This is a genomic window from Paenibacillus tianjinensis (assembly GCF_017086365.1).
Taxonomy (GTDB): Bacteria; Bacillota; Bacilli; order Paenibacillales; family Paenibacillaceae; genus Paenibacillus_AQ; species Paenibacillus_AQ tianjinensis.
The window spans coordinates 4,415,651-4,438,435 of the sequence record NZ_CP070969.1 but is presented as its reverse complement, the minus strand read 5'-3'; the positions used below and the strand labels follow the sequence as shown (position 1 = coordinate 4,438,435).

The 22,785-nt window shown below is 50.3% G+C and carries 22 protein-coding genes; 15 read left to right on the top strand and 7 right to left on the bottom strand.

Annotation, left to right across the window (positions count from 1 at the left end; genetic code table 11):
* Positions 1-49 precede the first annotated feature (49 nt).
* On the bottom strand, positions 50-484 hold the full coding sequence (locus tag JRJ22_RS20745) for a MarR family winged helix-turn-helix transcriptional regulator (RefSeq protein WP_206101301.1): 435 nt from the start codon (positions 482-484) through the stop codon (positions 50-52).
* Between the two features lie 144 nt (positions 485-628).
* A complete protein-coding gene (locus JRJ22_RS20740) occupies positions 629-1,666 on the bottom strand; it encodes an NADH:flavin oxidoreductase/NADH oxidase (RefSeq protein ID WP_206101300.1) in 1,038 nt (345 codons plus the stop codon).
* Between the two features lie 228 nt (positions 1,667-1,894).
* Here JRJ22_RS20740 and JRJ22_RS20735 point away from each other — a divergent pair, with 228 nt between their 5' ends.
* The 5 genes from JRJ22_RS20735 (at position 1,895) to metE (ending at position 8,817) form a co-directional block, all read left to right on the top strand.
* Positions 1,895-2,665, top strand: a complete 771-nt coding sequence (locus JRJ22_RS20735; protein ID WP_206101299.1) for an ABC transporter ATP-binding protein — start codon at positions 1,895-1,897, stop codon at positions 2,663-2,665.
* Positions 2,640-4,589 carry an ABC transporter permease gene (locus JRJ22_RS20730; protein ID WP_206101298.1) on the top strand — a complete coding sequence of 650 codons (1,950 nt, stop codon included), beginning with the start codon at positions 2,640-2,642 and terminating at the stop codon, positions 4,587-4,589. The genes JRJ22_RS20735 and JRJ22_RS20730 overlap by 26 nt, the downstream gene beginning before the upstream one ends.
* A 16-nt stretch (positions 4,590-4,605) precedes the next feature.
* Positions 4,606-5,235, top strand: coding sequence for a DedA family protein (locus JRJ22_RS20725; protein ID WP_206101297.1), 630 nt, complete (start codon positions 4,606-4,608; stop codon positions 5,233-5,235).
* Positions 5,236-5,253: 18 nt separating this feature from the next.
* The gene (locus JRJ22_RS20720; protein WP_206101296.1) at positions 5,254-6,114 is read left to right on the top strand and encodes an undecaprenyl-diphosphate phosphatase; all 861 of its coding nucleotides are present in this window, start codon (positions 5,254-5,256) and stop codon (positions 6,112-6,114) included.
* A 411-nt stretch (positions 6,115-6,525) separates the two neighbouring features.
* Positions 6,526-8,817 carry a 5-methyltetrahydropteroyltriglutamate--homocysteine S-methyltransferase gene (gene metE / locus JRJ22_RS20715; protein ID WP_206101295.1) on the top strand — a complete coding sequence of 764 codons (2,292 nt, stop codon included), beginning with the start codon at positions 6,526-6,528 and terminating at the stop codon, positions 8,815-8,817.
* Positions 8,818-8,923: 106 nt separating this feature from the next.
* On the opposite strand, the gene JRJ22_RS20710 is transcribed toward metE, so the two are convergent.
* Together JRJ22_RS20710 and JRJ22_RS20705 are read right to left on the bottom strand one after the other, a co-directional pair.
* The gene (locus JRJ22_RS20710; protein WP_206105230.1) at positions 8,924-9,301 is read right to left on the bottom strand and encodes a VOC family protein; all 378 of its coding nucleotides are present in this window, start codon (positions 9,299-9,301) and stop codon (positions 8,924-8,926) included.
* A gap of 201 nt (positions 9,302-9,502) precedes the next feature.
* Positions 9,503-9,655, bottom strand: a complete 153-nt coding sequence (locus tag JRJ22_RS20705) for a DUF1540 domain-containing protein (protein ID WP_206101294.1) — start codon at positions 9,653-9,655, stop codon at positions 9,503-9,505.
* A 404-nt stretch (positions 9,656-10,059) separates the two neighbouring features.
* Here JRJ22_RS20705 and JRJ22_RS20700 point away from each other — a divergent pair, with 404 nt between their 5' ends.
* The gene (locus tag JRJ22_RS20700) at positions 10,060-11,205 is read left to right on the top strand and encodes a DUF4349 domain-containing protein (RefSeq protein ID WP_206101293.1); all 1,146 of its coding nucleotides are present in this window, start codon (positions 10,060-10,062) and stop codon (positions 11,203-11,205) included.
* A gap of 127 nt (positions 11,206-11,332) precedes the next feature.
* Here JRJ22_RS20700 and msrB read toward each other — a convergent pair whose 3' ends face one another.
* The gene (gene msrB / locus JRJ22_RS20695) at positions 11,333-12,319 is read right to left on the bottom strand and encodes a peptide-methionine (R)-S-oxide reductase MsrB (protein ID WP_206101292.1); all 987 of its coding nucleotides are present in this window, start codon (positions 12,317-12,319) and stop codon (positions 11,333-11,335) included.
* 97 nt (positions 12,320-12,416) lie between these two features.
* Complete coding sequence (locus JRJ22_RS20690; protein ID WP_206101291.1) at positions 12,417-13,037, bottom strand: TVP38/TMEM64 family protein; 621 nt, start codon at positions 13,035-13,037, stop codon at positions 12,417-12,419.
* 134 nt (positions 13,038-13,171) lie between these two features.
* Between JRJ22_RS20690 and JRJ22_RS20685 the strand changes: the two genes are divergently transcribed.
* From JRJ22_RS20685 to JRJ22_RS20645, 9 genes are all read left to right on the top strand, one after another.
* Positions 13,172-14,107: a Gfo/Idh/MocA family protein gene (locus tag JRJ22_RS20685; protein ID WP_206101290.1), complete on the top strand. Its 936-nt coding sequence runs from the start codon at positions 13,172-13,174 to the stop codon at positions 14,105-14,107.
* 25 nt (positions 14,108-14,132) lie between these two features.
* On the top strand, positions 14,133-14,456 hold the full coding sequence (locus JRJ22_RS20680) for a hypothetical protein (protein WP_206101289.1): 324 nt from the start codon (positions 14,133-14,135) through the stop codon (positions 14,454-14,456).
* 126 nt (positions 14,457-14,582) lie between these two features.
* A complete protein-coding gene (locus JRJ22_RS20675) occupies positions 14,583-14,900 on the top strand; it encodes a winged helix-turn-helix transcriptional regulator (protein ID WP_039875309.1) in 318 nt (105 codons plus the stop codon).
* 406 nt (positions 14,901-15,306) lie between these two features.
* On the top strand, positions 15,307-16,029 hold the full coding sequence (locus JRJ22_RS20670; protein WP_206101288.1) for a hypothetical protein: 723 nt from the start codon (positions 15,307-15,309) through the stop codon (positions 16,027-16,029).
* Between the two features lie 188 nt (positions 16,030-16,217).
* Positions 16,218-16,943 (top strand): iron-sulfur cluster repair di-iron protein, encoded by a 726-nt coding sequence (gene ric, locus JRJ22_RS20665; RefSeq protein ID WP_206101287.1) that lies wholly within the window; start codon positions 16,218-16,220, stop codon positions 16,941-16,943.
* Between the two features lie 222 nt (positions 16,944-17,165).
* Positions 17,166-17,864 (top strand): hypothetical protein, encoded by a 699-nt coding sequence (locus JRJ22_RS20660; RefSeq protein WP_206101286.1) that lies wholly within the window; start codon positions 17,166-17,168, stop codon positions 17,862-17,864.
* Positions 17,865-18,114: 250 nt separating this feature from the next.
* Positions 18,115-20,541, top strand: a complete 2,427-nt coding sequence (gene nirB, locus JRJ22_RS20655; RefSeq protein WP_269751857.1) for a nitrite reductase large subunit NirB — start codon at positions 18,115-18,117, stop codon at positions 20,539-20,541.
* A 24-nt stretch (positions 20,542-20,565) separates the two neighbouring features.
* Positions 20,566-20,886, top strand: coding sequence for a nitrite reductase small subunit NirD (gene nirD / locus JRJ22_RS20650; RefSeq protein WP_206101285.1), 321 nt, complete (start codon positions 20,566-20,568; stop codon positions 20,884-20,886).
* A gap of 50 nt (positions 20,887-20,936) precedes the next feature.
* Positions 20,937-21,728, top strand: a complete 792-nt coding sequence (locus JRJ22_RS20645; protein ID WP_206101284.1) for a formate/nitrite transporter family protein — start codon at positions 20,937-20,939, stop codon at positions 21,726-21,728.
* A gap of 241 nt (positions 21,729-21,969) precedes the next feature.
* On the opposite strand, the gene JRJ22_RS20640 is transcribed toward JRJ22_RS20645, so the two are convergent.
* On the bottom strand, positions 21,970-22,689 hold the full coding sequence (locus JRJ22_RS20640) for a Crp/Fnr family transcriptional regulator (RefSeq protein ID WP_370656199.1): 720 nt from the start codon (positions 22,687-22,689) through the stop codon (positions 21,970-21,972).
* Positions 22,690-22,785: the final 96 nt, after the last annotated feature.

Here is a 22,785-nt window from a genome sequence, read left to right as displayed (position 1 = left end):
GAAATCGGACAGCGGGTTCTTGTTTGTATCCTGCCAGGTCAGCAGCAGATCATTGCTGTTTCGGGCGGGCAAGCTGCTCCAGAAGCTGCGCGGTTTCACTCTGGGGGAAGGCCTCAGCCAGCACCTCGTTCACGGTTACCCGCGCGCGGTCTACCTTGCTCTGCCCGTAGGCAGTCAGCGAAGTATAGATACTTCTGCGGTCAGCGTCGCAGGATTTCCGCTCCAGCGCTCCGCAGCCCTTGGCTTCAAAGCGGCTGACCAGCCGGGAAACGGCGCTCTGGCTAAGCCCGACCATCGCCTCCAGCTGCTGGAGCTTCAGCTTCTTCTCCGGAGCCTCGGAGAGAAAGAGCAGCAGGTAGAATTCCTTCAGGGACAGCTGATAATTCTCCTGCAGCCTCGCTTCAAGTTCATTCGCCACATTCATCTGTATATGAGTCAGAGACAACCAGCTGGTAATCAGCTCATCCTCCAGGTTATTCTTCATCTGCAAAATCCTCTCCCGGTGTATGCCGGCACATGAAATTTAGTAGTATCCATTATACCATCATCACCCCGCAGGTTGCGAGAAAAGAAGCCCGACTGACTGAACGCCGTGTGCTCTGTAGACTAGAACAGTTTAGCTCCCGGCTTAGTTGTGGACTCTCGGGAAACCAAATGTATACTGCTTTGGAACACCGGCTTCTTTGCCTAGCTGTACGCCGGCCTCCAGCGTCCAGTAAGGATTTCTCAGCATCCCCCGGCCCACAGCTATCAGATCAGCATCCTCATTGCCGATAACCGCGTTGGCGAGCGCTGCTTCATCCAGCCGGCCGACAGCAATTACCGGAACTGCCAGCTCCTGCTTGAAGGCCCGTGCAAGCGGAACCTGATAGGCTGCATGTGTACCCGGTCTGCCTGCAGCAGCAATCGCTCCTTCACCGCCGGCGCTGATATGGAAAATATCCGCTCCCGCTTCCTTATAGGCTGCGCCAATAGCAAGACTCTCCTTGATGCCGTAGCCGCCTTCAACATATTCCTGTGCCGAGATGCGCATAATGAGCGGCATACCTTCCGGTATTTCACGTTTGGCGGCAGCGATGACTTCTTTTCCGAACAAAGTAAGGTCCTGGCCGTATTCATCGGTTCTGCGGTTTGTCAGCGGCGAGTGGAACTGGTGGATCAGATAGCCGTGGGCGCCGTGCAGTTCAATGACATCGAAACCGGCCTGAACTGCCCGTCTTACACCTGCCTGGAATTTGTTCACCATTTCTTTCACTTCCGCCGTTGTCAGTTCACGCGGTGTTTTGGATTTATCATCGAACGGGATCGGGGAGGAGGACACAGGCACTGCTGCGTCTTCGGCTTTGCGTCCGGCATGGGCAATTTGAATCCCCACTTTAGCGCCATAGGCATGGCAGGCGTCTACAATTCTCGCCAAGCCGGCAATATGCTCATCCGACCAGATGCCCAGATCATAATCTGTAATCCGGCCATCCGGATCTACGTCGGTCATTTCTATGATGATCAGTCCGGTTCCGCCGACGGCCCGGCTTACGTAGTGGTTATAATGCCAATCCGTAGCAATCCCGTCCTTAGCCGTAACTGAATATTGGCACATAGGAGGCATAACCACACGGTTTTTCAGCTTTAAATCCTTTAGCTCATAAGGTGTGAACAGATCGTTCATTTTTTATCTCTCCTTGGCAGGGTTCTGAATTTGGCATGCTTTTATGTAAACAGGTCAAGCGAAATAATAAATGCATGCTCATGCATATAAATATAGTCTTTCCTATATTCGCTGTCAACCCTGTCTTGCTTACAATTATGTAAGGTGACTGTAAGTTTCAGAAATAGCAGCTAAAGTTTACAGTTTGTATAATGAAGACAATCCAAATCACAGAAGGAGCGGACGCACTTGCCCCTGTTAGACGTTCATAATCTATCCAAAATATATGAGGGCAAGGTGTCCATCCATGCGCTTAACCATATCCGCTTTGCTGTGGAGAAAGGGGAGTTTGTCGGTATTATGGGACCTTCGGGCAGCGGCAAAACTACCCTGCTGAACGTCATTGCAACGATAGATGAGCCTACCTCGGGTGAAGTCATGATCGGCGGACGGGACCCAAACAGGCTGGGGCGCAAGGATAAGGCGCTGTTCCGCCGCAAGGAGCTGGGGTTCGTCTTCCAGCAGTATAATTTGCTTGATACGCTCACTGTGGAGGAGAACATCGTGCTTCCGCTGACGCTTGCCGGCGTCTCCGTAGCGGAGATGGAGAGCAGACTGAAGGAAGCAGCGCTGAGACTGGACATCACGCCACTATTATCCAAGCGGACCTATGAGCTTTCCGGCGGCCAGATGCAACGGGTAGCGATTGCCCGGGCGATGATTCACCGCCCGTCGCTGATTCTGGCGGATGAGCCGACAGGCAGCCTGGACTCCAAGGCAGCAGGCGAAGTCATGAACCTGCTGGCCGAGGTGAATGAGGCAGAAGGCGCCACGGTATTGATGGTTACACATGATGCGGTGGCAGCGAGCTTTTGCCACCGGGTGATTTTTATTAAAGACGGACGTTTCTACAGCGAGATGTACCGCGGCAGCAGCAGGGCGGCTTTTTTCCAGAACATCATCGACATGCTGTCGCTGCTGGGGGGAGCGGCTCATGACCTTTCGCCAGTTCGCTTATAGGAATGTCGCAAGGAATAAACGCAAATATGCCGCTTATTTTGTCAGCAGCGCTTTTTCCGTAATGGTTTTCTTTCTCTGTGCACTGTTTATTTTTCATCCGGCCATCGCCAGGGATACGATTCTGAGCACGGCGGCTAATACGATGATGGTGGCGGAAGGGATAATCTTTGTGTTCTCCTCGCTGTTCATGCTGGTGTCCGTAGGCTCTTTTCTGCAGTCGCGCAAGCTGGAATTCAGCATTCTGCTGATGCACGGGATGACCAAGGGACAGCTGAACACGATGGTGTTTCTGGAAAACATGCTGATCGGCAGCTCTGCAATTCTGACCGGCACTGTGCTTGGCCTGCTGCTCGGCAAGCTGTTTCTGATGATTGGAGCGGAATTTCTCGGGATCGCGCCGCTGGAATTTTACTTCTCCTGGCAGGCACCCCTGTTAACGGTCAGCAGCTTCGCCCTCCTGTTCGTGCTGATCTCCCTGTGCACCTTTGCCTTTATCGGCCGGGAATCTCCGCGCGGGTTGTTCCAGAGCGGACGCAGAGCGGAGAGGGAGCCGCGGGTGTCTCCTTTGCTGGCTGTTGTCTCTGCGCTGCTGCTGTTGGGCGGTTATGGTCTGGCAGCTTCGGCAACAGCAGCTTCCGTAGAGATGGTCATGTTCCCGGTGGTGGCCATTACGGTTGCCGGGACCTATCTGTTCTATACACAGCTGAGTCTCTACATCGTTAAGCTCCTGCGGGGGATGCGCCGCTTCTATTGGCATAAGACCCATATGATTATGCTCTCAGGCTTGTCTCACCGCTGGAAGGACAACGGGCGGATGTTTTTTATGGTGACCATTGTTTCGGCAGTCTCTTTCACTTCTGTAGGTGTATTTGCATCCATTCATACTTTGTCTAGAGAGCTGAAGCTGGATTATCCTGCGGCTGTAGGTTATGTGGCCAAAGGAAGTCAGGCCGGCTACAACGCAGAAGGAGATCTACGGGGCATCCGGGATGAGCTGGAGCGTCTGGGCCTGCCTTATGAAACGCTATCAATACCGGTAAAATACGCGGAAGTAAGGTCCCAGACCGGGCCGGACCGGACCCGTCAGCTGCCGCTGATGGCATACAGCGATTATAAGCTGGCTCTGCAGCAGGCCGGATTTATCTCCCATGAGCAGCCGCTTCAAGGGAATGAAGGACTGGTGATGATCGGCTCCCAGCGGGACCGCAGCTTAACCAAGGGCCGGATCAAAGTAGTGTACACCCTGGAACAGGGTACAGAGATTGTGGAGACCGGCTATACGGAGCATGTCCCGATTGCCGAATATCTGTTGCCTGAGCTGGACGGGCGGGACGGCGGGGATTTCAGCGGAGTTGTAGTCAGTGACAGTCTGTTCCACTCCATTGTTCCGGCACAGATTGACTATTATACGGGCTTCTACGTTGATGATTTCCCGCAAACTGCCGGTATTGCAAGGACACTCGCTGATAAAGGCAAAGTAGCCTATGAAAGCTACTCCCCGTATGCGGTTGTGGTCAGCGGGACGCTGTTTGAAATTCAGAAGACGCTGTACAGCACAATGCTGTTCGCTTCGCTCTTGGTCGGTACCGTGTTTTTTATCGCCGCAGGCAGCTTCCTTTATTTCCGGCTATATACGGATCTTGACCATGACCGGCTGCAGTATTCCACTTTGTCCAAAATGGGGCTGACCGATCAGGAGCTGGACCGTTCCTTAACCCTGCAGCTTGCGCTGATGTTCTTCGTGCCGGTAGGGATAGCCATGATGCACAGTTTGTTTGCTTTTATTGCCCTGCAGCGGCTCTTCTATCTGTCTATCGCTGCTGAAACAGGGGCGGTGCTGGCCGGTTACCTGGCAGCGCAGGGGCTGTATTTCATCCTGATCCGCGGCCGTTATCTGCGCAATCTCAAAAAAAATCTGTTCTGAAAGCGGGGACCTGCTAATGAAAACATGGATTACTGACTTTATGGAGCAGTTCGGCTACGCCGGCATTCTGCTGATGCTGGCTCTGGAAAATATTTTTCCGCCGATTCCTTCAGAGATCATCCTCCCGTTCGGCGGGTTCATGACCACCACCTCCGGTATGACCATTACCGGTGTGCTGATTGCGGCTACTGCCGGATCACTTCTTGGTGCAGTCGTGCTGTACTGGATCGGCCGGATGCTGGATGTAAGCAGACTGGAGCGGATCGTCGAACGCTGGGGCGGATGGATCCGGATCAGCGCCAAGGATATCCGCCGGGCCGATGCCTGGTTTGATAAATACGGCTACTGGACCGTGCTGTTCTGCCGGATGATTCCGCTGGTGCGCAGTCTGATTTCGATTCCGGCCGGGATGTCCGGGATGAAATTCGGCCACTTCCTGCTGTTCACCACCATCGGCACACTGGCCTGGAACCTGCTGCTCATCTCGCTGGGTGCGGCCCTGGGAGAATCATGGGAGGATATTGCAGTATATATGGACACATACTCGAACATCGTATACGCCGTGCTTGTTGCCGGGGTTCTTGTACTGGGACTGCTGTATTTCCGCAGACGCCAGACAGCGGGCAAAGCGCGTGGAAAAGCTTAAACATAAGGAGGGATAAACATGGAGCTGCTAACCATTATTAAAGCTATTATTCTGGGTATTGTAGAAGGTTTGACCGAGTTTGCTCCGGTTTCCTCCACAGGCCATATGATCATCGTTGATGATATGTGGCTGAAATCGCAGGAGTTTCTGGGAAAATACACAGCGAACACGTTCAAGGTTGTAATCCAGCTGGGATCAATTCTGGCGGTGGTCATTATCTTCCGCAACCGGTTTATTGATCTGCTGGGCCTCAAGCGGTTCAGCCGCAAGGAGATGACGGCTGTACCGGAAGGCGTGCCGCAGGTGGAGACGGAAGGCCGGCTGAAGCTGGCGCAGGTCATTGTGGGACTTATTCCGGCGGGGATCTTCGGCTTTCTGTTCGAGGATTATATTGATGAACACCTGTTCTCGACCTCGACGGTACTGATCGGGCTGGTAGTCGGGGCGGTGTTCATGATCTGCGCCGACCGTTTTGCCCCTAAGAAGGTCAAAACAGAAAGTGTCGATCAAATTACATACCGGCAGGCGATATCAGTCGGTTTGATCCAGTGCATTTCCCTCTGGCCGGGCTTCTCACGCTCCGGCTCGACGATATCTGGAGGCGTGCTGCTGGGGATGAGCCACCGGGCCGCGGCGGATTTCACCTTTATTATGGCGGTACCGATCATGGCCGGTGCGAGTCTGATTTCACTGATCAAGAACTGGCAGTATTTCACGCTGGATGCGCTGCCGTTTTTTATATTCGGCTTTATTAGCGCCTTTCTGTTCGCACTGATCTCGATGCGCTTCTTCCTGAAGCTGATTAACCGGATCAAGCTGCTGCCGTTCGCGATTTACCGGATTCTGCTGGCCTTAGTGGTCTATCTGATCTGGTTCTAAGCAGCGGACAGAGCGTTACCCATAAACCTAATTTATAGCCCGTTCATTGGAACGGCAATGCCACCCGGTTAAGGGAATGTATTGCCGTTTTTGTGCGTCCTCTCCGTTGTTTCCGGTCTTTTGGAGTGGAAATCGTGTGGAGAAAGTGCATGGGCTTATGCGGCATCAGCAGTGCTTAGAAGTTCCTGGCGGCACCAGCTATAGGGAATGTGTATAGCTGGAAAGCCAGGAATCTGTTGCGGCAGCCCCTTGCGATTCAGTATGATGGCATCAGATTAGGTAAGCGGGCAGCGGCAGAGCTTGAGCCAATGTCAGAGGTAGAGCCAGAGATACATGCACTTAGCCTGATATTCCTGTGCGGCGTATAACAACGATATTCATATGATTTATTCAAAATAGGAGGGATTCAAAATGGCTAACAAGATTACAACGAGCAGTCTCGGGTATCCGAGAATCGGCAGAAACCGGGAGTGGAAGAAGCTGCTTGAAGCGTTTTGGGGCGGTAAAATCAATGAGGCGGTTTTCCGCACAGAAATGGCCGGACTTCAGCTTCAGCATCTTAAAACACAGCAGGAGGCAGGCATCACGCTGATCCCGGTCAATGATTTCACGTTCTATGATCATGTGCTTGATACGGCCGCCATGTTCGGCATTATCCCGCCGCGTTATGGTTATGACGGAGGCGAGGTCTCCCTCGATCTTTATTTCGCCATGGCGCGAGGCAATACCGAAGCAACCGCCTGCGAAATGACCAAATGGTTTAATACAAATTACCACTATATCGTACCCGAGATCGGAGAACAGAACCCGAGCCTGACAGCCAACAAGCCGCTTGCCGCATACCGGTTCGCCAAGGAACAGGCGGGCATTGAGGGCAAACCTGTTATTATCGGTCTCTATACCTTCCTAAAATTATCCAAAGGCTTCCCGGCGGCGGATATCCAGTCGGTTGCCGAGCGGTTCATGCCTGTCTATGTGCAGCTGCTGCAGGAATTGCAGCAGGAGGGTGTAAGCTGGGTACAAATCGATGAGCCTGCGGTTGTAACAGGACTGACTACAGAAGATACTACACTGCTGGAGTCCATCTACAGCAGAATCGCCGTAGAGGTGCCAGGGCTTAAGCTGCTGCTCCAGACCTATTTTGAAGCCGCAGAGCCGCTTGAAGCCCTGCTGAAGCTACCTGTACAAGGTATCGGCCTAGATTTCGTCCATGACGGCGGTGCCAATCTGGAGTCGGTCCGGCAGCTGGGCTGGCCTGAGGAGAAATGGCTCTTCGCAGGCATTATTGACGGACGCAACATCTGGCGCAGTGATGCCGATGCCAAGCTGGAGCTGGTCAGCGATTTGAGCACTCATGTGCCGGCCAGCCGGCTGGTTCTGCAGCCTTCGTGCAGCTTGCTGCATGTGCCTGTGTCGGTACAGAGTGAGGACCGGTTGAAGAGCTCAGTGAAAAATGCCCTTGCTTTCGCGGATGAAAAGCTGGCCGAGCTAAGTCTGATCGCAGCCGCAGCCGGGGATGAGCAGGGCAGCTATGCTGCAGCGCTGGCAGAAAGCCGTGAAGCGTTGGCTCGCTTCCGAGCGCTGCCTGAGCGCGGGCGCCGGGACGTAGCAGAGCAGGTCCGCGCACTGGAGCAGCTTCCGGACAGCCGCAGCCTGCCGTATGCTGAAAGGCTGAAGGTGCAGCGCGAGAAGTGGCAGCTGCCGCTGCTGCCGACGACGACCATCGGAAGCTTCCCGCAGACCGCTGAGGTACGCCAGGCCCGGCTTAAATGGCGCAAAGGCGTGTGGAATCAGGAGCGGTACGACGGCTTTGTCCGCGAACAGATTGAGGGTGCGATTGCCTTCCAGGAAGAGCTTGGACTGGACGTGCTGGTGCACGGGGAATTCGAGCGGACGGACATGGTCGAGTTCTTCGGCGAGAAGCTGGCCGGATATCTCTTCACCAAAGGCGGCTGGGTACAGTCCTACGGCTCACGCTGCGTGAAGCCACCGGTTATTTATGCCGATGTCGCTTTCATCGAACCGATGACAGTCAAGGAAAGTGTCTATGCCCAGTCCTTGACGAAGCTGCCGGTTAAAGGGATGCTGACCGGACCGGTGACCATTCTCAACTGGTCCTTCGTGCGGGATGACCTGAGCCGCGAAGAGGTAGCGAAACAGATTGCGCTCGCCCTCCGGCAAGAGGTGCAGGCACTGGAGCAGGCCGGTATCGAAATGATCCAGGTGGATGAGCCTGCCATCCGTGAGGGGCTGCCGCTGAAGGCGGAAGATCATGAGCACTATTTGAACTGGGCCGTCCGGTCATTCCGGATCGCTACAAATCCCGTGAAGGCTACGACGCAAATTCATACCCATATGTGCTACAGTGATTTCAATGACATGATCGGTTCGATCTCGGCGATGGACGCGGATGTCATCTCCATTGAAACCTCACGCAGCCACGGGGAGCTGATCGCCAGCTTTGAAGCGCAGGAATATGATAAAGGGATCGGACTAGGCGTGTATGATATCCATAGTCCGCGTGTGCCGGAAGTGAAGGAAATGGCAGTGAGCATTGAACGGGCTTTGCGTGTGCTGGATGCTGAGCAGTTCTGGATCAATCCGGACTGCGGGCTGAAGACAAGAGGGTGGGAGGAGACAGAAGCTGCCTTGCGCAACATGGTACAGGCGGCAGAGATTATTAGGAAAGAAGCCAGAGTATAAACAGCAGGCCAGCCGGGGAGGGATTCCCCCGGCTGGCCTTTCAACTTACAGGCAATATAAAACGCCACCACATTCCAGCAGTGACGTAATCATCTACTTTAAGGTATTACTTTTCCATAACTGCGAAGTAGTTATTCTCGTCGTCGGCGAAATTGAACACCCGGCCTCCCGGCATATTCACCAAATCTCCAACCGTAATGCCTTTCTTCTGGAAATCCTGATACAAGCCATCAAGATCGTCAGAATACAACAGGATGGAAGGTGTGCCAAGATTAAGCTCCGGCTGCATCTCAGCGATGAGCTGCTTGTTGTGAAGCACAAATGTCGTCGATGCTCCTTGCGCGGGTGCAATTTCAATCCATCGTATTCCCTGCCCGTTGTCATTTTCCGAAACCTTAATGAAGCCGGCCTTTTCCGTCCAAAAGCGCAAAGCCTGGTCCTGATCATTTACATATAGCATTACCTGTCCGATTTGTCTGATCATCATTCACCCTCCGATTTGTATCTTCTTGATAACGCATTTTCATTGTACGTTTTTATATCAAGTCATGCAATTCAGCACAAGTCCGGAGGTTGCAGTGTTAGTTACAGATTTTTTCATGTAAACACTTGATAATAATTCTCATTATTGATAGAATGAGAAACAGAAAAGAAGGAACCGTGGAGGGTCCCTTCTAAGTCTAACTTATTTACGTTCGAATGTTTTGCAATCTGTTTCTTCAGGTTGTGTAGGCTCCTTGGAGCTGTGATAAGCTACAAAGATGGATTCAGCGTTACATTTGTTCTCTTCAGCCCAATAGGTGCAAGAGTTCACTGCACACAGTACGTCTTTTGCCATGAGGGTCACCTCCCCTTATAGTAGATTGGTAATATGCTCAGTGCAAATAGTGCTGCTCTGTTCAGCAAGGTGGAGCTTGTCCGAACAGAACCTTACCCTTATTCTTCTGAATAAAGGGTATTTGGATTTCCTTGCCTTTTTCAGACATTATAATTGTAGCAAATATAGAATGGGTTCGCAAACAGGAACGTTCAGCCGCTGAATGTTCCTGTTTTTTTTATGCAGATTGTTAATTTTGGAAAAAAAGGTTCGAAAAAGGCTTCGAATCCATAGTTTTCATGCAACCTTCCAGTATCTGGAGCGTCAAAGAGTTAGGCGGATTATCACCAAAATAGACAAAGGGTATCTGCGGAACTATTTTTACAAAAGAAGCGGGAATCCACTACACTTTTGGAGGAATGAGAATGCGCAAATGGGGTCTGCATTACTTGGCGGGATTATTAGTTTTGGCGGTTGTACTGGCTGGCTGTGGTTCCAGCAATGATAATTCGGCGGCTAATTCAGCGAGCACAACCAACATGAAGGCAGATCAAGGAGCAGCGAATGCTCCTGCTGAGGAAGCAGCACCTGCTGCCGTTGATGAGGTTGAAATGCAATCTGGGAGTGAGCATTCAACCGTAAGCTCAGCTGATGCAGCTGCTGGAAGTAAAGACTCAGTAAAGGGTTCTGATTCAGATAAGGCGGCAGAAGCAGCGGCGGGATTGACTGGTACTGATGTCGTAGCGGGGCTGAACAAGAAGCTGATGTATAAAGCAAACCTTACGATGGAGGTCGAAGATTACGCTGCTGCACAGTCTGAAGTAAGGAACATGATTACGCTGGCCGGTGGATATATCATTGGATTCACGGAGAGCATGTCTGAATACGAAAAGGGCGGGACCTTTATTATGAAGGTTCCTGCGTCCGGCTTTTCCCCTTTTCTGAATAATTTGGAGAAAATCAAAAATGAGGGGATTCAGCGGAATATTGAAGGCCAGGATGTGTCGGAAGAATATGTGGATCTGGAGTCACGGCTCAAAGCCAAACAGCTGATGGAGAGCCAATATATCGAATTTATGAAAAAAGCGACCAAATCCGCGGATCTCGTTGCTTTTGCCAATCAGCTTGGTGCAATTCAGGAGCAAATCGAACAAATTAAAGGCAGAATGCGTTACATTGATCAGAATGTATCTTTCTCCACTGTAGAGCTGCGGCTCTATCAGACCGACAAAAGTATCGCGGATATCCAGCAAAAAAAGCAGGGGCCGCTGCTGACGAGGGCTTCCGATGCGCTGACGAGCAGTCTGCATGCCTTGTCTGTCATGTTCCAGTGGCTGATCGTTTTCTTGGCGGCTGCACTTCCTATCCTGATTGTTGCAGGAATCATTCTTGTTATCGTACTGTGGCTGCGGAAAAAGTTAAAGCGGCGGGATGACGGTTATCTGCAGCGGATCCGGGAGTCTAATCGTAAGCAAAACCGGGGATTGCCGGGACAGAACAGAGGAGAGGAAATTCAGGCTGAAGCACCTGTCGTAGAGGAATCTAACAAAGAGCCGGAGAACAAAGGGTAAATCCAGCTGTCCTCCGCGAGCGGCAAAGCCGGCTTTTATGAACAGTTCGGTTTTGAGCGAAAAATAAAGCCTCCAAATCCGCAGGATCACGGACTGGAGGCTTTGTGTTGTGAAATGGGCCTATAGCTTATGCATGCTGGAAAAGCACCTGGTACTCGCCATAGCCTTCCTTTTCCAGATCCTCTTTGGGGACGAACCGCAGTGCCGCTGAATTAATGCAGTAGCGCAGACCGTTCTCTCCGGGACCATCGTTGAATACATGGCCGAGATGCGAATCGGCGGTTTTGCTGCGTACTTCTGTACGGATCATCAGATGGCTGAGGTCTGTTTTTTCTTTGACCGCATAGTCGCGGATCGGGCGGGTAAAGCTTGGCCAGCCGCAGCCGGAATCGTACTTGTCCTGGGAGCTGAACAGCGGCTCGCCGGATACGATATCTACATAAATGCCGTCACCATGGTGATCCCAGAATTCATTGTGGAAGGGTGACTCGGTAGCATTATTCTGGGTTACTTCATACTGAAGCGGGGTTAGCCGCTCCTTAAGGCTCTGTTTGTCCTCTTTATGCTTCCAGTGGGTTTCTATAAAGGCCTCCCGGCCGGAGCCCTTCCGGTAACGTTTGTAATGTCCGGGATTCTTATGATGATAATCCTGGTGATATTCTTCAGCAGGATAGAATGGCTTGGCTGGAAGAATCGGTGTCACAATCGGTGCTGAAAAACGTCCGCTGGCCGCAAGTGCAGCTTTGGAAGCTTCTGCTTCGAGCCGCTGTTCTTCAGAATGATAGAAGATTGCCGTACCATAGGAAGTTCCGCGGTCATGAAACTGGCCGCCGGCATCGGTAGGGTCAATTTGCTGCCAGAACAGCTCAAGCAGCTTGCTGTACGGGAAAATATCCGGGTTAAACGTAATCTGAACCGCTTCGACATGCCCGGTTGTCTCCGAGCAAACCTCCTGATAGGTCGGATTAACCGTATGTCCGCCTGTATATCCGGAAATGATCCCTTCAATTCCCGGTAAATCTTCAAAAGGAGATACCATACACCAGAAACATCCACCTGCAAAGGTCGCTTTTTCCGTCTTGAAGCCTATATTGTCAGACTGAACATCACTCATAAATATCCCTCCATCCGTAGAATGCAATTAAATAGATCACAATTCAATTTAATTATAAAGCAAAGAGGCGCTGTCTGCCAGCACCGTCCTTCAGTTCTTATCGGCCTTTTGTACTACCGGCTGGACGCGGGCGCAGAGACAAACCGGCCAGTAAGAGCACAGCGGCATAAAGTACTACTGCGATAACAGCGCTCCGCGGATGCTCGAATAACTGCCCTCCGAGATACGCGTAGAGTGTGATTCCAGGGATTTTACCGAGTCCGGAAGCGGCGAGATAACTCCAAAAGGGCAAGCCGGCGGCACCGGCATAGATATTTACTGCAGTCTGCGGCACAACCGGCGCAAGACGGGCCAGGATGATGGAGGCGAACGGACGCCGCTGCACAGCGGATGTGAACTTTTCCAGCGCTGGAACGGACGCTAGATAGGTTCGGGCTTGCTTTTGGAACAAATATTTAACGAGGCCGTACATTATCGCTGCTGCAAGTGTTGTGGCACTCCAGCAAATCAGCGCTCCGGTGAGACTCCCATATGCATATCCGAACAAGCCAATGATTAGCTTATAAGGCAGGACCGGAAACAATGCAAGCGCCGTTGCGGCCAGAAGGGACAGAACAGGGCTATGATCCTCGCGCAACCAGTCCAGCAGATCATATCTGTAGATAAACGCAAGAATAATACCCGAAACATAAAGTATTGCTGTAAGCCATTTTCTCATTTTACTATGCCCTTTCTTAACCTGTTCATCTCATCATACTGAAAAAAAAGTAATTAATGAAGCAAAGATCATTGTCCCGGCGGGATGTCACGGTATAATACTTCTATAAGACAAGTTGTAAAGGAAGATATGCCATGAATACTCCTGTACGTAAAAGAGTGGCGATGATCGGAATCGGCGATATTGCCCGTAAAGTGTATTTGCCGCTGCTCTCCCGGCATGATCAGGCGGAGGTTGTCGGTGTGCTCAGTCATTCACAATCCACTGTTCAGGGAGCTGTCCGCTCCTACCGTTTTCCCAAGGGTACAACAGATGTGAATGAGCTGCTGTCCTGGGAGCTGGATGCCGTGTTCGTGCACAGTCCAACGCCTACCCATTATGAGCTTGTTACGAAGTGCCTCGAGCACGGGTTGGCGGTATATGTAGATAAACCCCTTTCCTATGACTTGGAACAATCACGGCGGATGGCGGAAATGGCAGAGAATAGAGGACAGCTCCTCGCTGCCGGCTTTAACCGCCGCTTCGCCCCGATGTATACGGCAGCCAAAGCCTGGCTTGAGAAGGCGGGCGGCATCAGCCATTGCCATGCGGTCAAACACCGCACTAAGCTGCAATCCGGCAGCAGCCGCGAGACCATCCATGATGACCTGATTCATATGCTGGATCTGCTGCTCTGGCTGTGCGGCAATGATTATGAGCTGCTGAGAAGCAGCCTGAATTCCGACAGTGAAGGACGGCTCCTGCAATCTTCCGGAATGCTTGGCTGGAATTCAGGTGCTACCGGAATGTACAGTATGGTCCGGGATGCCGGAGCGGACATTGAGAAGCTGGAGCTTCACGGCAGCGGAAGATCGGTGGAAGTATCCGATATGGAACGGGCGACTTTATATGAGAAGGGTGCGCTGCCGCGTACTCAAGGCTTCGGAAGCTGGGATACGGTCCTGGAGCGGAGGGGCTTCAGCGGTGTCGTGAACCATTTTCTAAATACCATGAATACACCGGAGCAATGCGGCATTTCAGCTTCTGCTGTGCTAGCGAGCCATAAGCTGGCGGCAGAGCTTGCCGATTGACAGATGAACAGAGAGGAGTACGGGTATGGACGATTACCGCAAATCAATGGAGGAACAGATCATCGAGAGCTATAAGCGGGATGAGGAAATGATGATTCTTGTGTTTGCCCAGTGGTGTGTGAACAACGGGCTTGATCCGCATGCACTCTATCTGCAGGCTTATCCGCAGCAGGAAGGCAATGCCGCACTTAGCCATGCACTTGCACTTACTGTACCTGAGGATGAGGCAGGTTATATTTCTGATGATACGGTTCTCGGTGTGCTGTCCTTATACAGCAACGATGACCTTGCATACGTGGTCACAGAGGCAATTGCCCAGCGCAAGCCGCGGCAAGGCACAGGGGATTGACACCGAGGATATAATAAGGTGGGGCTGATGAACTTTTTTTTGGTAAACGATGTTCATTATGCTTTAAATGTGTTAAAATTATATATACTAACTAATTGTAAGTTTCACAACTGAGAGGTGAGAACAATGGAAGAACATCAGCTGACGATGTGCCCAAGATTCGAAACGGCCTTCTCTTTCTTAGGCAAACGTTGGAATGGACTTATTATCCAGACATTGATGAGCGGCCCGAAGCGTTTCAAGGATATTTCGGGACTGATTCCGTCGATGAGCGATAAGATGCTGTCTGAACGAATGAAGGATTTGGAATGCGAAGGTATTCTTGTAAGACATGTGTACCCTGAAACACCGGTGCGCATTGAGTATGAATTAACACCTAAAGGCCGTGCACTTGAGCCGGTTATGCAGCAGATTCAGTCCTGGGCCGAGAGCTGGGTCGAGTAGTCCCGCCATAAGTGTCCTATTGATAGCCCCTTTTATCCGTGTGACGGAGAAGGGGCTTTTTCAAATTTTAATAAATAAAACTTGCACAACTCACTGCTGGATGTAATATAATAGAAAAAAACTGCTGCCACCCGCCTGTTCAGTACCTATCAATATTCTGCATATTTATTGTGGAAGCGCAACCAAAATTGGGATATGCTTTCGTGATATGCTTTCGAAGTGAGTTTTGTCGTAGTGACTCGAAGATGTAACGCTAACAAAACTAAGTGTTTGCTTTCGAAGTGAGTTTTGTCGTAGTGAACTCGATGATGTAACGCTAACAAAACTAAGTGTATGCTTTCGTAGCAAGTTTTGTCGTTGTGACTCGAAGATGTAACGCTAACAAAACTTTTAGGAGGCGAGGAAGATGAAAACCACCTTGTTTTCCCGGGAAATAACCTATGGAAAAGAGGATGTTGCCGAACTGGAAGCCGCTTCGATCAAAGTGCAGCTCATTTATGATAAAGCGCTGTTCATGCTGCACGGCCATCTTCCCGATTCCTTGTGGGATGCGTGGATAGGAGTACCCTATGAAATTATCTCTTCTTTATATAAAGGAGACAATGATAGCGGCAGCGTTTTTCAAAAGTGGATCCAGAGTCCTTCGGGCTGGAAATGTATAGGCTGTGAGCGGCATTGCCTGGAGCCTTCAGCTGCTGCACAAGGAAAACCTGCAGGCAATCAGCGGTTGTTTACCTTTCACAACGGGATCCGGCAGAGTATGGTTCTGCAGGCGCTAATCTGGTCTATGTATGAGAACACCGTGCTTTTTCAGACGTATCTGGGTGATGAAGCTTTTCTGGACGGTGATGATCTGGATACCATCTCTTCCTATTTTGTGCCGACCTATTTGAACAAGCTGCGTCTGACGGAGAACGGCAAACCTTCTAAAGAATATAAAGAAAATAATATAAAAGTATATCAGGAATGGATATCGGCCCCCGATCTTGTCCTGCAATGGAACGGCGGGTTGACCGAAGGCAGATGGATGACCGGCGTGTATGTGGACCATTCCCGTTTTGCCGGCCTCGGACCCTATCTGAAGGATGCGCAGGGCAAACGGACCTATATGCAGGCTACGGTTCAGTGAAGTATAGCAGATCTTCAAGGATAACACCTCTATTAAGAGGTGTTTTTTGTACGCAGCTTGTCATCAAATCTCCTCGTTCTATAAAATTTTATATATTTGTGCGTACAATCACAAGCTGAGGTTCCGGTGAGCGTTATGGTGTAGGAGTAAAGAAAAACCTAAACCAATAACGTGAGGGAGGGCCCCATATGACGGCCAATCAATTAAACCATACAACAGAAGCGCTTAGCTTTAGCGGCGAGGATCTGGTGAGAGATATCGTACTGCAATTTCCTAAGGCGGCGGATTATTTCAAAGGACAACGGATCGATTTCTGCTGCGGAGGAGTGAAGCCGCTGGCGGAGGCAGCTGCAGAGAAAGGGCTTGATTCGGATGCGATGCTAAGCGATCTGCACAAGCTGGCCCAGGAGCATCCTGTGCTAGAAGAAGACACCAAGTGGAACGGAGCAACTTCAGAGGAACTGGTGGAACATATCGTGAACAAGCATCACCGGTATCTGCGTGAAGAGCTGCCTTTGATCAGCCAGAACGTAACCAAGGTATTCCGAGTCCACGGCGAGGATTCCCCGCATTTGGCCGAAGTTTACCGCTTATTCAACCTGCTGCGTGAAGATCTGCTGAAGCATACAGCACAGGAAGAAGAAATTGAGTTCCCGAAAATGCTCGCCTACAGCGCGAATCCGAGCGAGGAAGCTTTGGCTGAACTGCGTGGCCTCCTGACGGGACTGGAAGCGGAACATGATGGAGCAGGCGAGATTTTGCGTGAGCTCCGCGCGGTGACGAATGACTTCACCCCGCCCGAGCATGCCTGCACGACTTACCGGTTGACGTATGCCCGGCTCGAGGAGCTGGAAGGAATGACCTTCGAGCATGTGCATCTGGAGAATAATAACCTTTTCCTGCGCTACCAATAATCCGGTGAAATGTAAAAAGAAGTCCCTCCGGGGACTTTTTTTGTTGTACTGCCGGAATTGCGCGGGCGGAGATATTTTTTTAAGCAGAAGGGCCATGTTCATATTGCCTTAATTAATAAATCATGTGAAAATAATGAAGCGAAAAGGACACTATACATAAAGACTACAAGCCTGAGAGAAATGCTGGAAGCTGTGATCAGGCAAAAAAGGGCGGTGCCGGGAATGTCTGTGAAGTTGATGTGGCGCGTATGTCTGGGCCTTCTATTTGTCGTGATCATGGGAGGCTGTTCTGAGCTTAATAGCAATCTGGAGGGAAATATTGCAGACGCCGGGGCAACCCAGCCTGGTTTTTCCCTTAGGGTGGGAGATAATGATCTGACCGGGAGTTCAGGCAGACAGCTTAGTGATGCGTATAAGCAGGAGATAACGATTCAGGAATTGCTTAAGAACAGCGGTCTCGTCACTTTTGCTGAAGACGGATCTACGCTGCTTACTGTAAATAAAGTATCATTGGCGAAAGATATGGTGTGGGAAATTCAATTGAACGGCAAGCGGATTACAGATATGGATACCAGAGTTAAGCAGGAAGATAATCTAGTGATTACTGCACAGGCGGCGGCACCCAATACTCCGTTTCAGCCTGTTATCTTTAAAGTGAACGGGGGGAGTGAGCAGCCGGAGCTGACACATTCATACGTTCAGCCGTTTACGGAGAATCTGTCTGTAAGGGGCCTGCTTCTGAGCAGCGGAATTGTTCATTTGGCGGAGAATAATAAGACTGTGCTGACTGTCAAGGAGTATAAACCGCTTACCAATGAGGAATGGAAGCTGAAATTGAACGATAAGACGCTACTAGACAGCGGTATCGATATGAAGCTAAGAATACAGGATGAACTGGAGTTATCACTTGTACTGCGATAGTGATGCTGTAATCTGACTAGTCTTTGTCTATAGCCATGTTTCTCTGTTGCCGCAGCTGGCTGCAGAGAAGCATGGCTGTTTTAGTTGGAGATATCCATTGAATCGCGATAAGCTAACATGGCGTGTAAAATGTGAAAAAATTCACATTTGATGTGATTACAATCACAAATGCAGTTCAAATTTAAAATGTATAATTCTCTTACGAGATAAGTTTTCATAGGAATTTAGATGCTTCGGGGAGGTTTTAACAGTGAGAGTGGAGAGAGAAAAATTAGTATTAATAGGCAACGGGATGGCAGGCGTGGGTACAATTGAACAGATTCTTAAGCTGGGCGGCGCTTATGATATTACCATCTTCGGCAGCGAGCCTCATCCTAACTACAACCGGATTATGCTTTCATATGTTCTTGAAGGCAGCAAAAGCATTGAGGACATTATTCTGAATGACCGCCAGTGGTACGAAGACAACCATATTACCCTGCATACTGGGACTACCGTAGTCCGGATTGATGAAGATACCCGTCAGGTCATCGCGGATAACGGTTTAAGCGTTTCATACGATAAAGTGATTATTGCAACAGGCTCGAACTCTTTTATTCTTCCTGTTCCGGGCAGCACCAAAGAAGGCGTAGTCGGCTTCCGCGATATCGCAGATTGCGATGCCATGCTGGCTGCAGCCAAGCAGTACCGTACAGCAGCGGTGATCGGCGGCGGACTGCTCGGACTCGAAGCAGCCAAAGGCCTGGTTAATCTCGGCATGGATGTGACAGTAGTGCATCTGCTGGAGGACCTGATGGAGCGGCAGCTGGATCATACCGCTTCGTCCATGCTGCAGGCTGAACTGAAACGTCAAGGCGTGAAGTTTGCCATGGGCAAGCAGACGGTTGAGCTGACAGGCGAAGAGCGGGTTAACGGACTGCGATTCAGTGACGGTACGGAGCTGCAGGCGGATTTCGTGGTGATGGCTGTCGGGATTAAGCCGAACACTCAGCTTGCTAAAGACTCCGGTATTACAGTTAACCGCGGGATTGTCGTGAACGACTATCTCCAGACCTCTATGGAGAATGTTTATTCTGTCGGAGAGTGTACAGAACACCGCGGGACCTGCTACGGTCTGGTAGCACCGCTGTTTGAACAGGGTATGGTGCTGGCTAAGCATCTTGTCGGAGCATCCACCCAGCCATATGAAGGGTCGGTTGTGGCTACGAAGCTGAAGATTTCCGGAGTAGATGTATTCTCCGCCGGTGAATTTACGGAAACAGCTGAGCATACGGTTATTTCAGCGAAAGACGAGTGGAAGAGAACCTACAAGAAGATTTTGCTGAAGGACAATATTATCGTCGGTGCAGTATTGTTCGGTGATGTTACCGAATCGGCCAGCCTGCAGAAGCTGGTGAAGCAGGGCTCTGAAATGACTGATGAAATATACAATGAAGTAATGGGTACTGGCTGCTGCGGCGGTGGCGGAGCCAAACAAGGCTTATCTGTCGAAACGATGGCTGATGAAGAAATTGTCTGCGGCTGTAATGGGGTCACCAAAAAGGCGATTGTCGATGCAGTGACAGAGAACGGATTTACCACTGTGGATGAAATTAAAGCCTGCACCGGAGCCACGCGTTCCTGCGGCGGCTGTAAGCCTGTCGTGGAACAGATTCTCCAGTTTGTCCTTGGCGATAGCTTCCAACAGAGCGCCAAAGCCGGCATTTGCAGCTGTACATCACTTAGCCGTGATGAGATTGTAGCCGAGATTACTGCCAAGGGGCTTAAGACTACCAAGGAAGTCATGAATGTACTGGACTGGAAACAGGCTGAGGGCTGCTCCAAATGCCGTCCGGCCGTGAACTACTACCTAGGCATGATCTATCCGGACACGCATGAAGACGAGAAAGAATCCCGCTTCGTTAATGAGCGTATGAGTGCGAATATCCAGAAGGACGGCACATTTACCGTCGTTCCCCGGATGTATGGCGGTGTAACTACACCGGAGGATCTGAAGCGGATTGCTGATGTCTCCATTAAATATGATGTGAAGGTAGTGAAGGTAACCGGCGGACAGCGTCTGGACCTGATTGGTGTCAAAAAAGAGGATGTGCCTAAGGTCTGGGAAGAGCTGGATATGCCATCCGGTTATGCGTATGCCAAGTCGCTTCGGACTGTCAAGACCTGTGTCGGCAACCAGTTCTGCCGCTTCGGCACCCAGGACTCAATGGGTGTAGGAGCAATGCTTGAACGCAAATATGAACGGCTTGATTTCCCGGCCAAATTCAAAATGGCTGTTAACGGCTGCCCGCGTAACTGTGCAGAATCCTGCACCAAGGATATCGGTATCGTCGGCAATGACGGCGGCTGGGAAGTGTTCATTGGCGGAAACGGCGGAATTAAGCCGCGTATCGCTGATTCCTTCTGCAAGGTGAAGACAGATGAAGAATTGGTTGAGGTCTGTTCAGCGGTTATGCAGTACTACCGTGAAACCGGGAACTATCTGGAAAGAACCTCCGAGTGGGTGGAACGCATGGGTCTGGAGAACATCCATCGCGTGATTATGGACAATGCAGAGAACCGCAAGGAACTGGCTGCACGGATTGATTTTGCCTTGGCCCAGGTTTCAGATCCATGGAAAAAAATGCTGGATGATGATAATACCCGCAGCGCACTGTTCGAAAAAGCCAACCTATAAACGGAACCCAAAGGAGAGAAGACCATGGAAAGCACAAAACTTAAGTATACGCTAGGCACGCTTCAGCATTTCCTGCCGCAGATAGGCCGTGTAGTCACCTGCGGTCCGGTGGAGCTGGCTATATTCCGGACTTCTGATGACCAATTCTATGCTGTGGAAAACCGGAGTCCGCATCCAAAAGGCGGTCCGCTGGCTGAAGGAATTGTATCCGGCTATTATCTGTATGATCCGTTGTATGATTGGAAGATCGATCTTCGCACTGGAGAGGTTCAGGCTCCGGATAAAGGCATCGTTGCCACCTTCCCCGTTACGGTGGATGGCGATAACGTCAATGTCATCCTGTAAGAAACAATGATTCAAAGCTAAACTATGTAGAGAAATGGCGGGGTGGAAAGATGTTTACGCAAAGTGTCGAGAACATCGTAGAGGCAGCAGTTAGCAAACGTGACAAAATGAATGAGAGTTTGCCGAGGTACTTTCTGGCTGCATTACTGGCCGGGGCTTACGTTGGAATCGGAATTATCCTTATCTTCTCCCTTGGTGCGCCTCTGGCTGCAATCAAATCACCGTTTCAGCCGCTGGTAATGGGAGCCTCCTTCGGGATCGCGCTGACACTGGTTATCTTTGCGGGCTCAGAGCTGTTTACCGGGAACAATATGTTCTTTACGGTAAGTACACTTGCCGGAAGAACTACGGTGTGGGATACGCTCAAGAACTGGGTCATCGTCTTTATCGGCAATGTCGGCGGGGCCATTATTCTTGCACTGCTGATTCAGGGAACCGGACTGTTCAAGGCAGCACCTGCAGAGCATCTGATTTTCGCTGCAGCAGCCAAAAAGATGACACTTCCCTTCTCAGAGCTGTTCTTCCGGGGGATTCTCTGTAACTGGCTGGTCTGTCTGGCCATATGGATGTCTTCACGAGCTAAAAGTGAAGCTGCCAAGCTGGTGCTTATCTGGTGGTGTCTGTTCGCCTTCATCGCCAGTGGTTATGAGCATAGTGTGGCTAACATGACACTGCTTAGTGTGGCCGTTTTACTGCCGAATCATCCAGAAACGGTAACGGTTGCCGGCTGGCTGCACAATATGATTCCGGTCACTTTAGGAAATATTATCGGCGGCGGTCTGTTCGTCGGAATGGCGTATTGGCTGATCTCTCCGGTTCGCTCCAAATTCAGCAAACATTAAGCATGTACTGATAAACTGTTCTGAGGCAATAGCCCTCAGGACAGTTTTTTTGTTACACTGGATTTAGAAATGTCGGTGGAGGGGCACAATGAAGAGCTTTAACCATTTTGGGGTTTACAACTTACTCATACATAAGAAAAAAGACGCCAGGTAAGCGCCTTGACCACTCTATTTTATTGTGCAGAATATTTGGGCCATATATGTTTCAATGAGGAGAATAGAGGGTAATGTTACTAGGGAATTAGATACGGCAAATTTCGTTAGGACATAATTCGCAATGGCAGATTTCCTGCAGCATGCTAAGATCCTTAATGACAATCATGCCATTCTCATATTCAACGGCATCTTTTTTACGCAGATCGCTCAGCATCCGGTTGACACTCTCACGGGTAGCACCGATCATGTTGGACAGATCCGTATGCGTAATTTTTTTGTTGATCAGAATATTGTCTCCATTCTTCTCGCCATAGGTGTTGCCAAGACGAATCAGTGTGGAGCAGAGTGCGCCTGGTTTGCCGTACATCATCAAGTCACGGAATTTCGTCTGTGTGAGACGGTGATGGATACCCATCCATTTCATAAAGTCGATGGCGAAATCGCAGTGTTGGCAGATCAGAATCTCCAGATCCTTCTGCTCAATTACGCCAACCTCGCTTTCCTCAATTACTTCGGCAGTGAAGCTGTGCTTCGTGCTGAAGAACGGGTCAGCTTGGCCTACCATGTCACCAGCCTGATACATATAAAGAATCAGTTCTTTGCCTTCGTCGGTAGATTTGGTCAGTTTAACACGTCCACGTTTGATATAAAACAATTTATCCGAGTAGTCACCCTCCCAGAACAGATGTGATCCTTCAGGGACCATACGTTCTTTCATTGTGACCAGAAGTCTGTTAAAGTTCTGCTCGGAGAAACAGTTTGTATTTCCGTGGGCTTCGATAACATTGTAATGTTCCTTTATCATAATCGACATCCCCTTTATTCCCTCAGTTTTTCAATAAATTTTAAATTAATTATACCTTGAAATTCCTCATAATGGTTAAAAATTTTCGATAAAAAG

Bases quoted from the DNA above. Each gene is read 5' to 3' on its own strand.
- JRJ22_RS20645 (WP_206101284.1), top strand. From the start codon at position 20,937: ATGTTTACGCAAAGTGTCGAGAACATCGTAGAGGCAGCAGTTAGCAAA.
- JRJ22_RS20690 (WP_206101291.1), bottom strand. From the start codon at position 13,037: ATGAGAAAATGGCTTACAGCAATACTTTATGTTTCGGGTATTATTCTT.
- JRJ22_RS20720 (WP_206101296.1), top strand. From the start codon at position 5,254: ATGGAGCTGCTAACCATTATTAAAGCTATTATTCTGGGTATTGTAGAA.
- JRJ22_RS20685 (WP_206101290.1), top strand. From the start codon at position 13,172: ATGAATACTCCTGTACGTAAAAGAGTGGCGATGATCGGAATCGGCGAT.
- nirD (WP_206101285.1), top strand. From the start codon at position 20,566: ATGGAAAGCACAAAACTTAAGTATACGCTAGGCACGCTTCAGCATTTC.
- JRJ22_RS20675 (WP_039875309.1), top strand. From the start codon at position 14,583: ATGGAAGAACATCAGCTGACGATGTGCCCAAGATTCGAAACGGCCTTC.
- JRJ22_RS20745 (WP_206101301.1), bottom strand. From the start codon at position 484: ATGAAGAATAACCTGGAGGATGAGCTGATTACCAGCTGGTTGTCTCTG.
- JRJ22_RS20680 (WP_206101289.1), top strand. From the start codon at position 14,133: ATGGACGATTACCGCAAATCAATGGAGGAACAGATCATCGAGAGCTAT.
- msrB (WP_206101292.1), bottom strand. From the start codon at position 12,319: ATGAGTGATGTTCAGTCTGACAATATAGGCTTCAAGACGGAAAAAGCG.
- ric (WP_206101287.1), top strand. From the start codon at position 16,218: ATGACGGCCAATCAATTAAACCATACAACAGAAGCGCTTAGCTTTAGC.
- JRJ22_RS20670 (WP_206101288.1), top strand. From the start codon at position 15,307: ATGAAAACCACCTTGTTTTCCCGGGAAATAACCTATGGAAAAGAGGAT.
- JRJ22_RS20660 (WP_206101286.1), top strand. From the start codon at position 17,166: ATGTCTGTGAAGTTGATGTGGCGCGTATGTCTGGGCCTTCTATTTGTC.
- JRJ22_RS20740 (WP_206101300.1), bottom strand. From the start codon at position 1,666: ATGAACGATCTGTTCACACCTTATGAGCTAAAGGATTTAAAGCTGAAA.
- metE (WP_206101295.1), top strand. From the start codon at position 6,526: ATGGCTAACAAGATTACAACGAGCAGTCTCGGGTATCCGAGAATCGGC.
- JRJ22_RS20710 (WP_206105230.1), bottom strand. From the start codon at position 9,301: ATGATCAGACAAATCGGACAGGTAATGCTATATGTAAATGATCAGGAC.
- JRJ22_RS20725 (WP_206101297.1), top strand. From the start codon at position 4,606: ATGAAAACATGGATTACTGACTTTATGGAGCAGTTCGGCTACGCCGGC.
- JRJ22_RS20700 (WP_206101293.1), top strand. From the start codon at position 10,060: ATGCGCAAATGGGGTCTGCATTACTTGGCGGGATTATTAGTTTTGGCG.
- JRJ22_RS20705 (WP_206101294.1), bottom strand. From the start codon at position 9,655: ATGGCAAAAGACGTACTGTGTGCAGTGAACTCTTGCACCTATTGGGCT.
- JRJ22_RS20640 (WP_370656199.1), bottom strand. From the start codon at position 22,689: ATGATAAAGGAACATTACAATGTTATCGAAGCCCACGGAAATACAAAC.
- JRJ22_RS20730 (WP_206101298.1), top strand. From the start codon at position 2,640: ATGACCTTTCGCCAGTTCGCTTATAGGAATGTCGCAAGGAATAAACGC.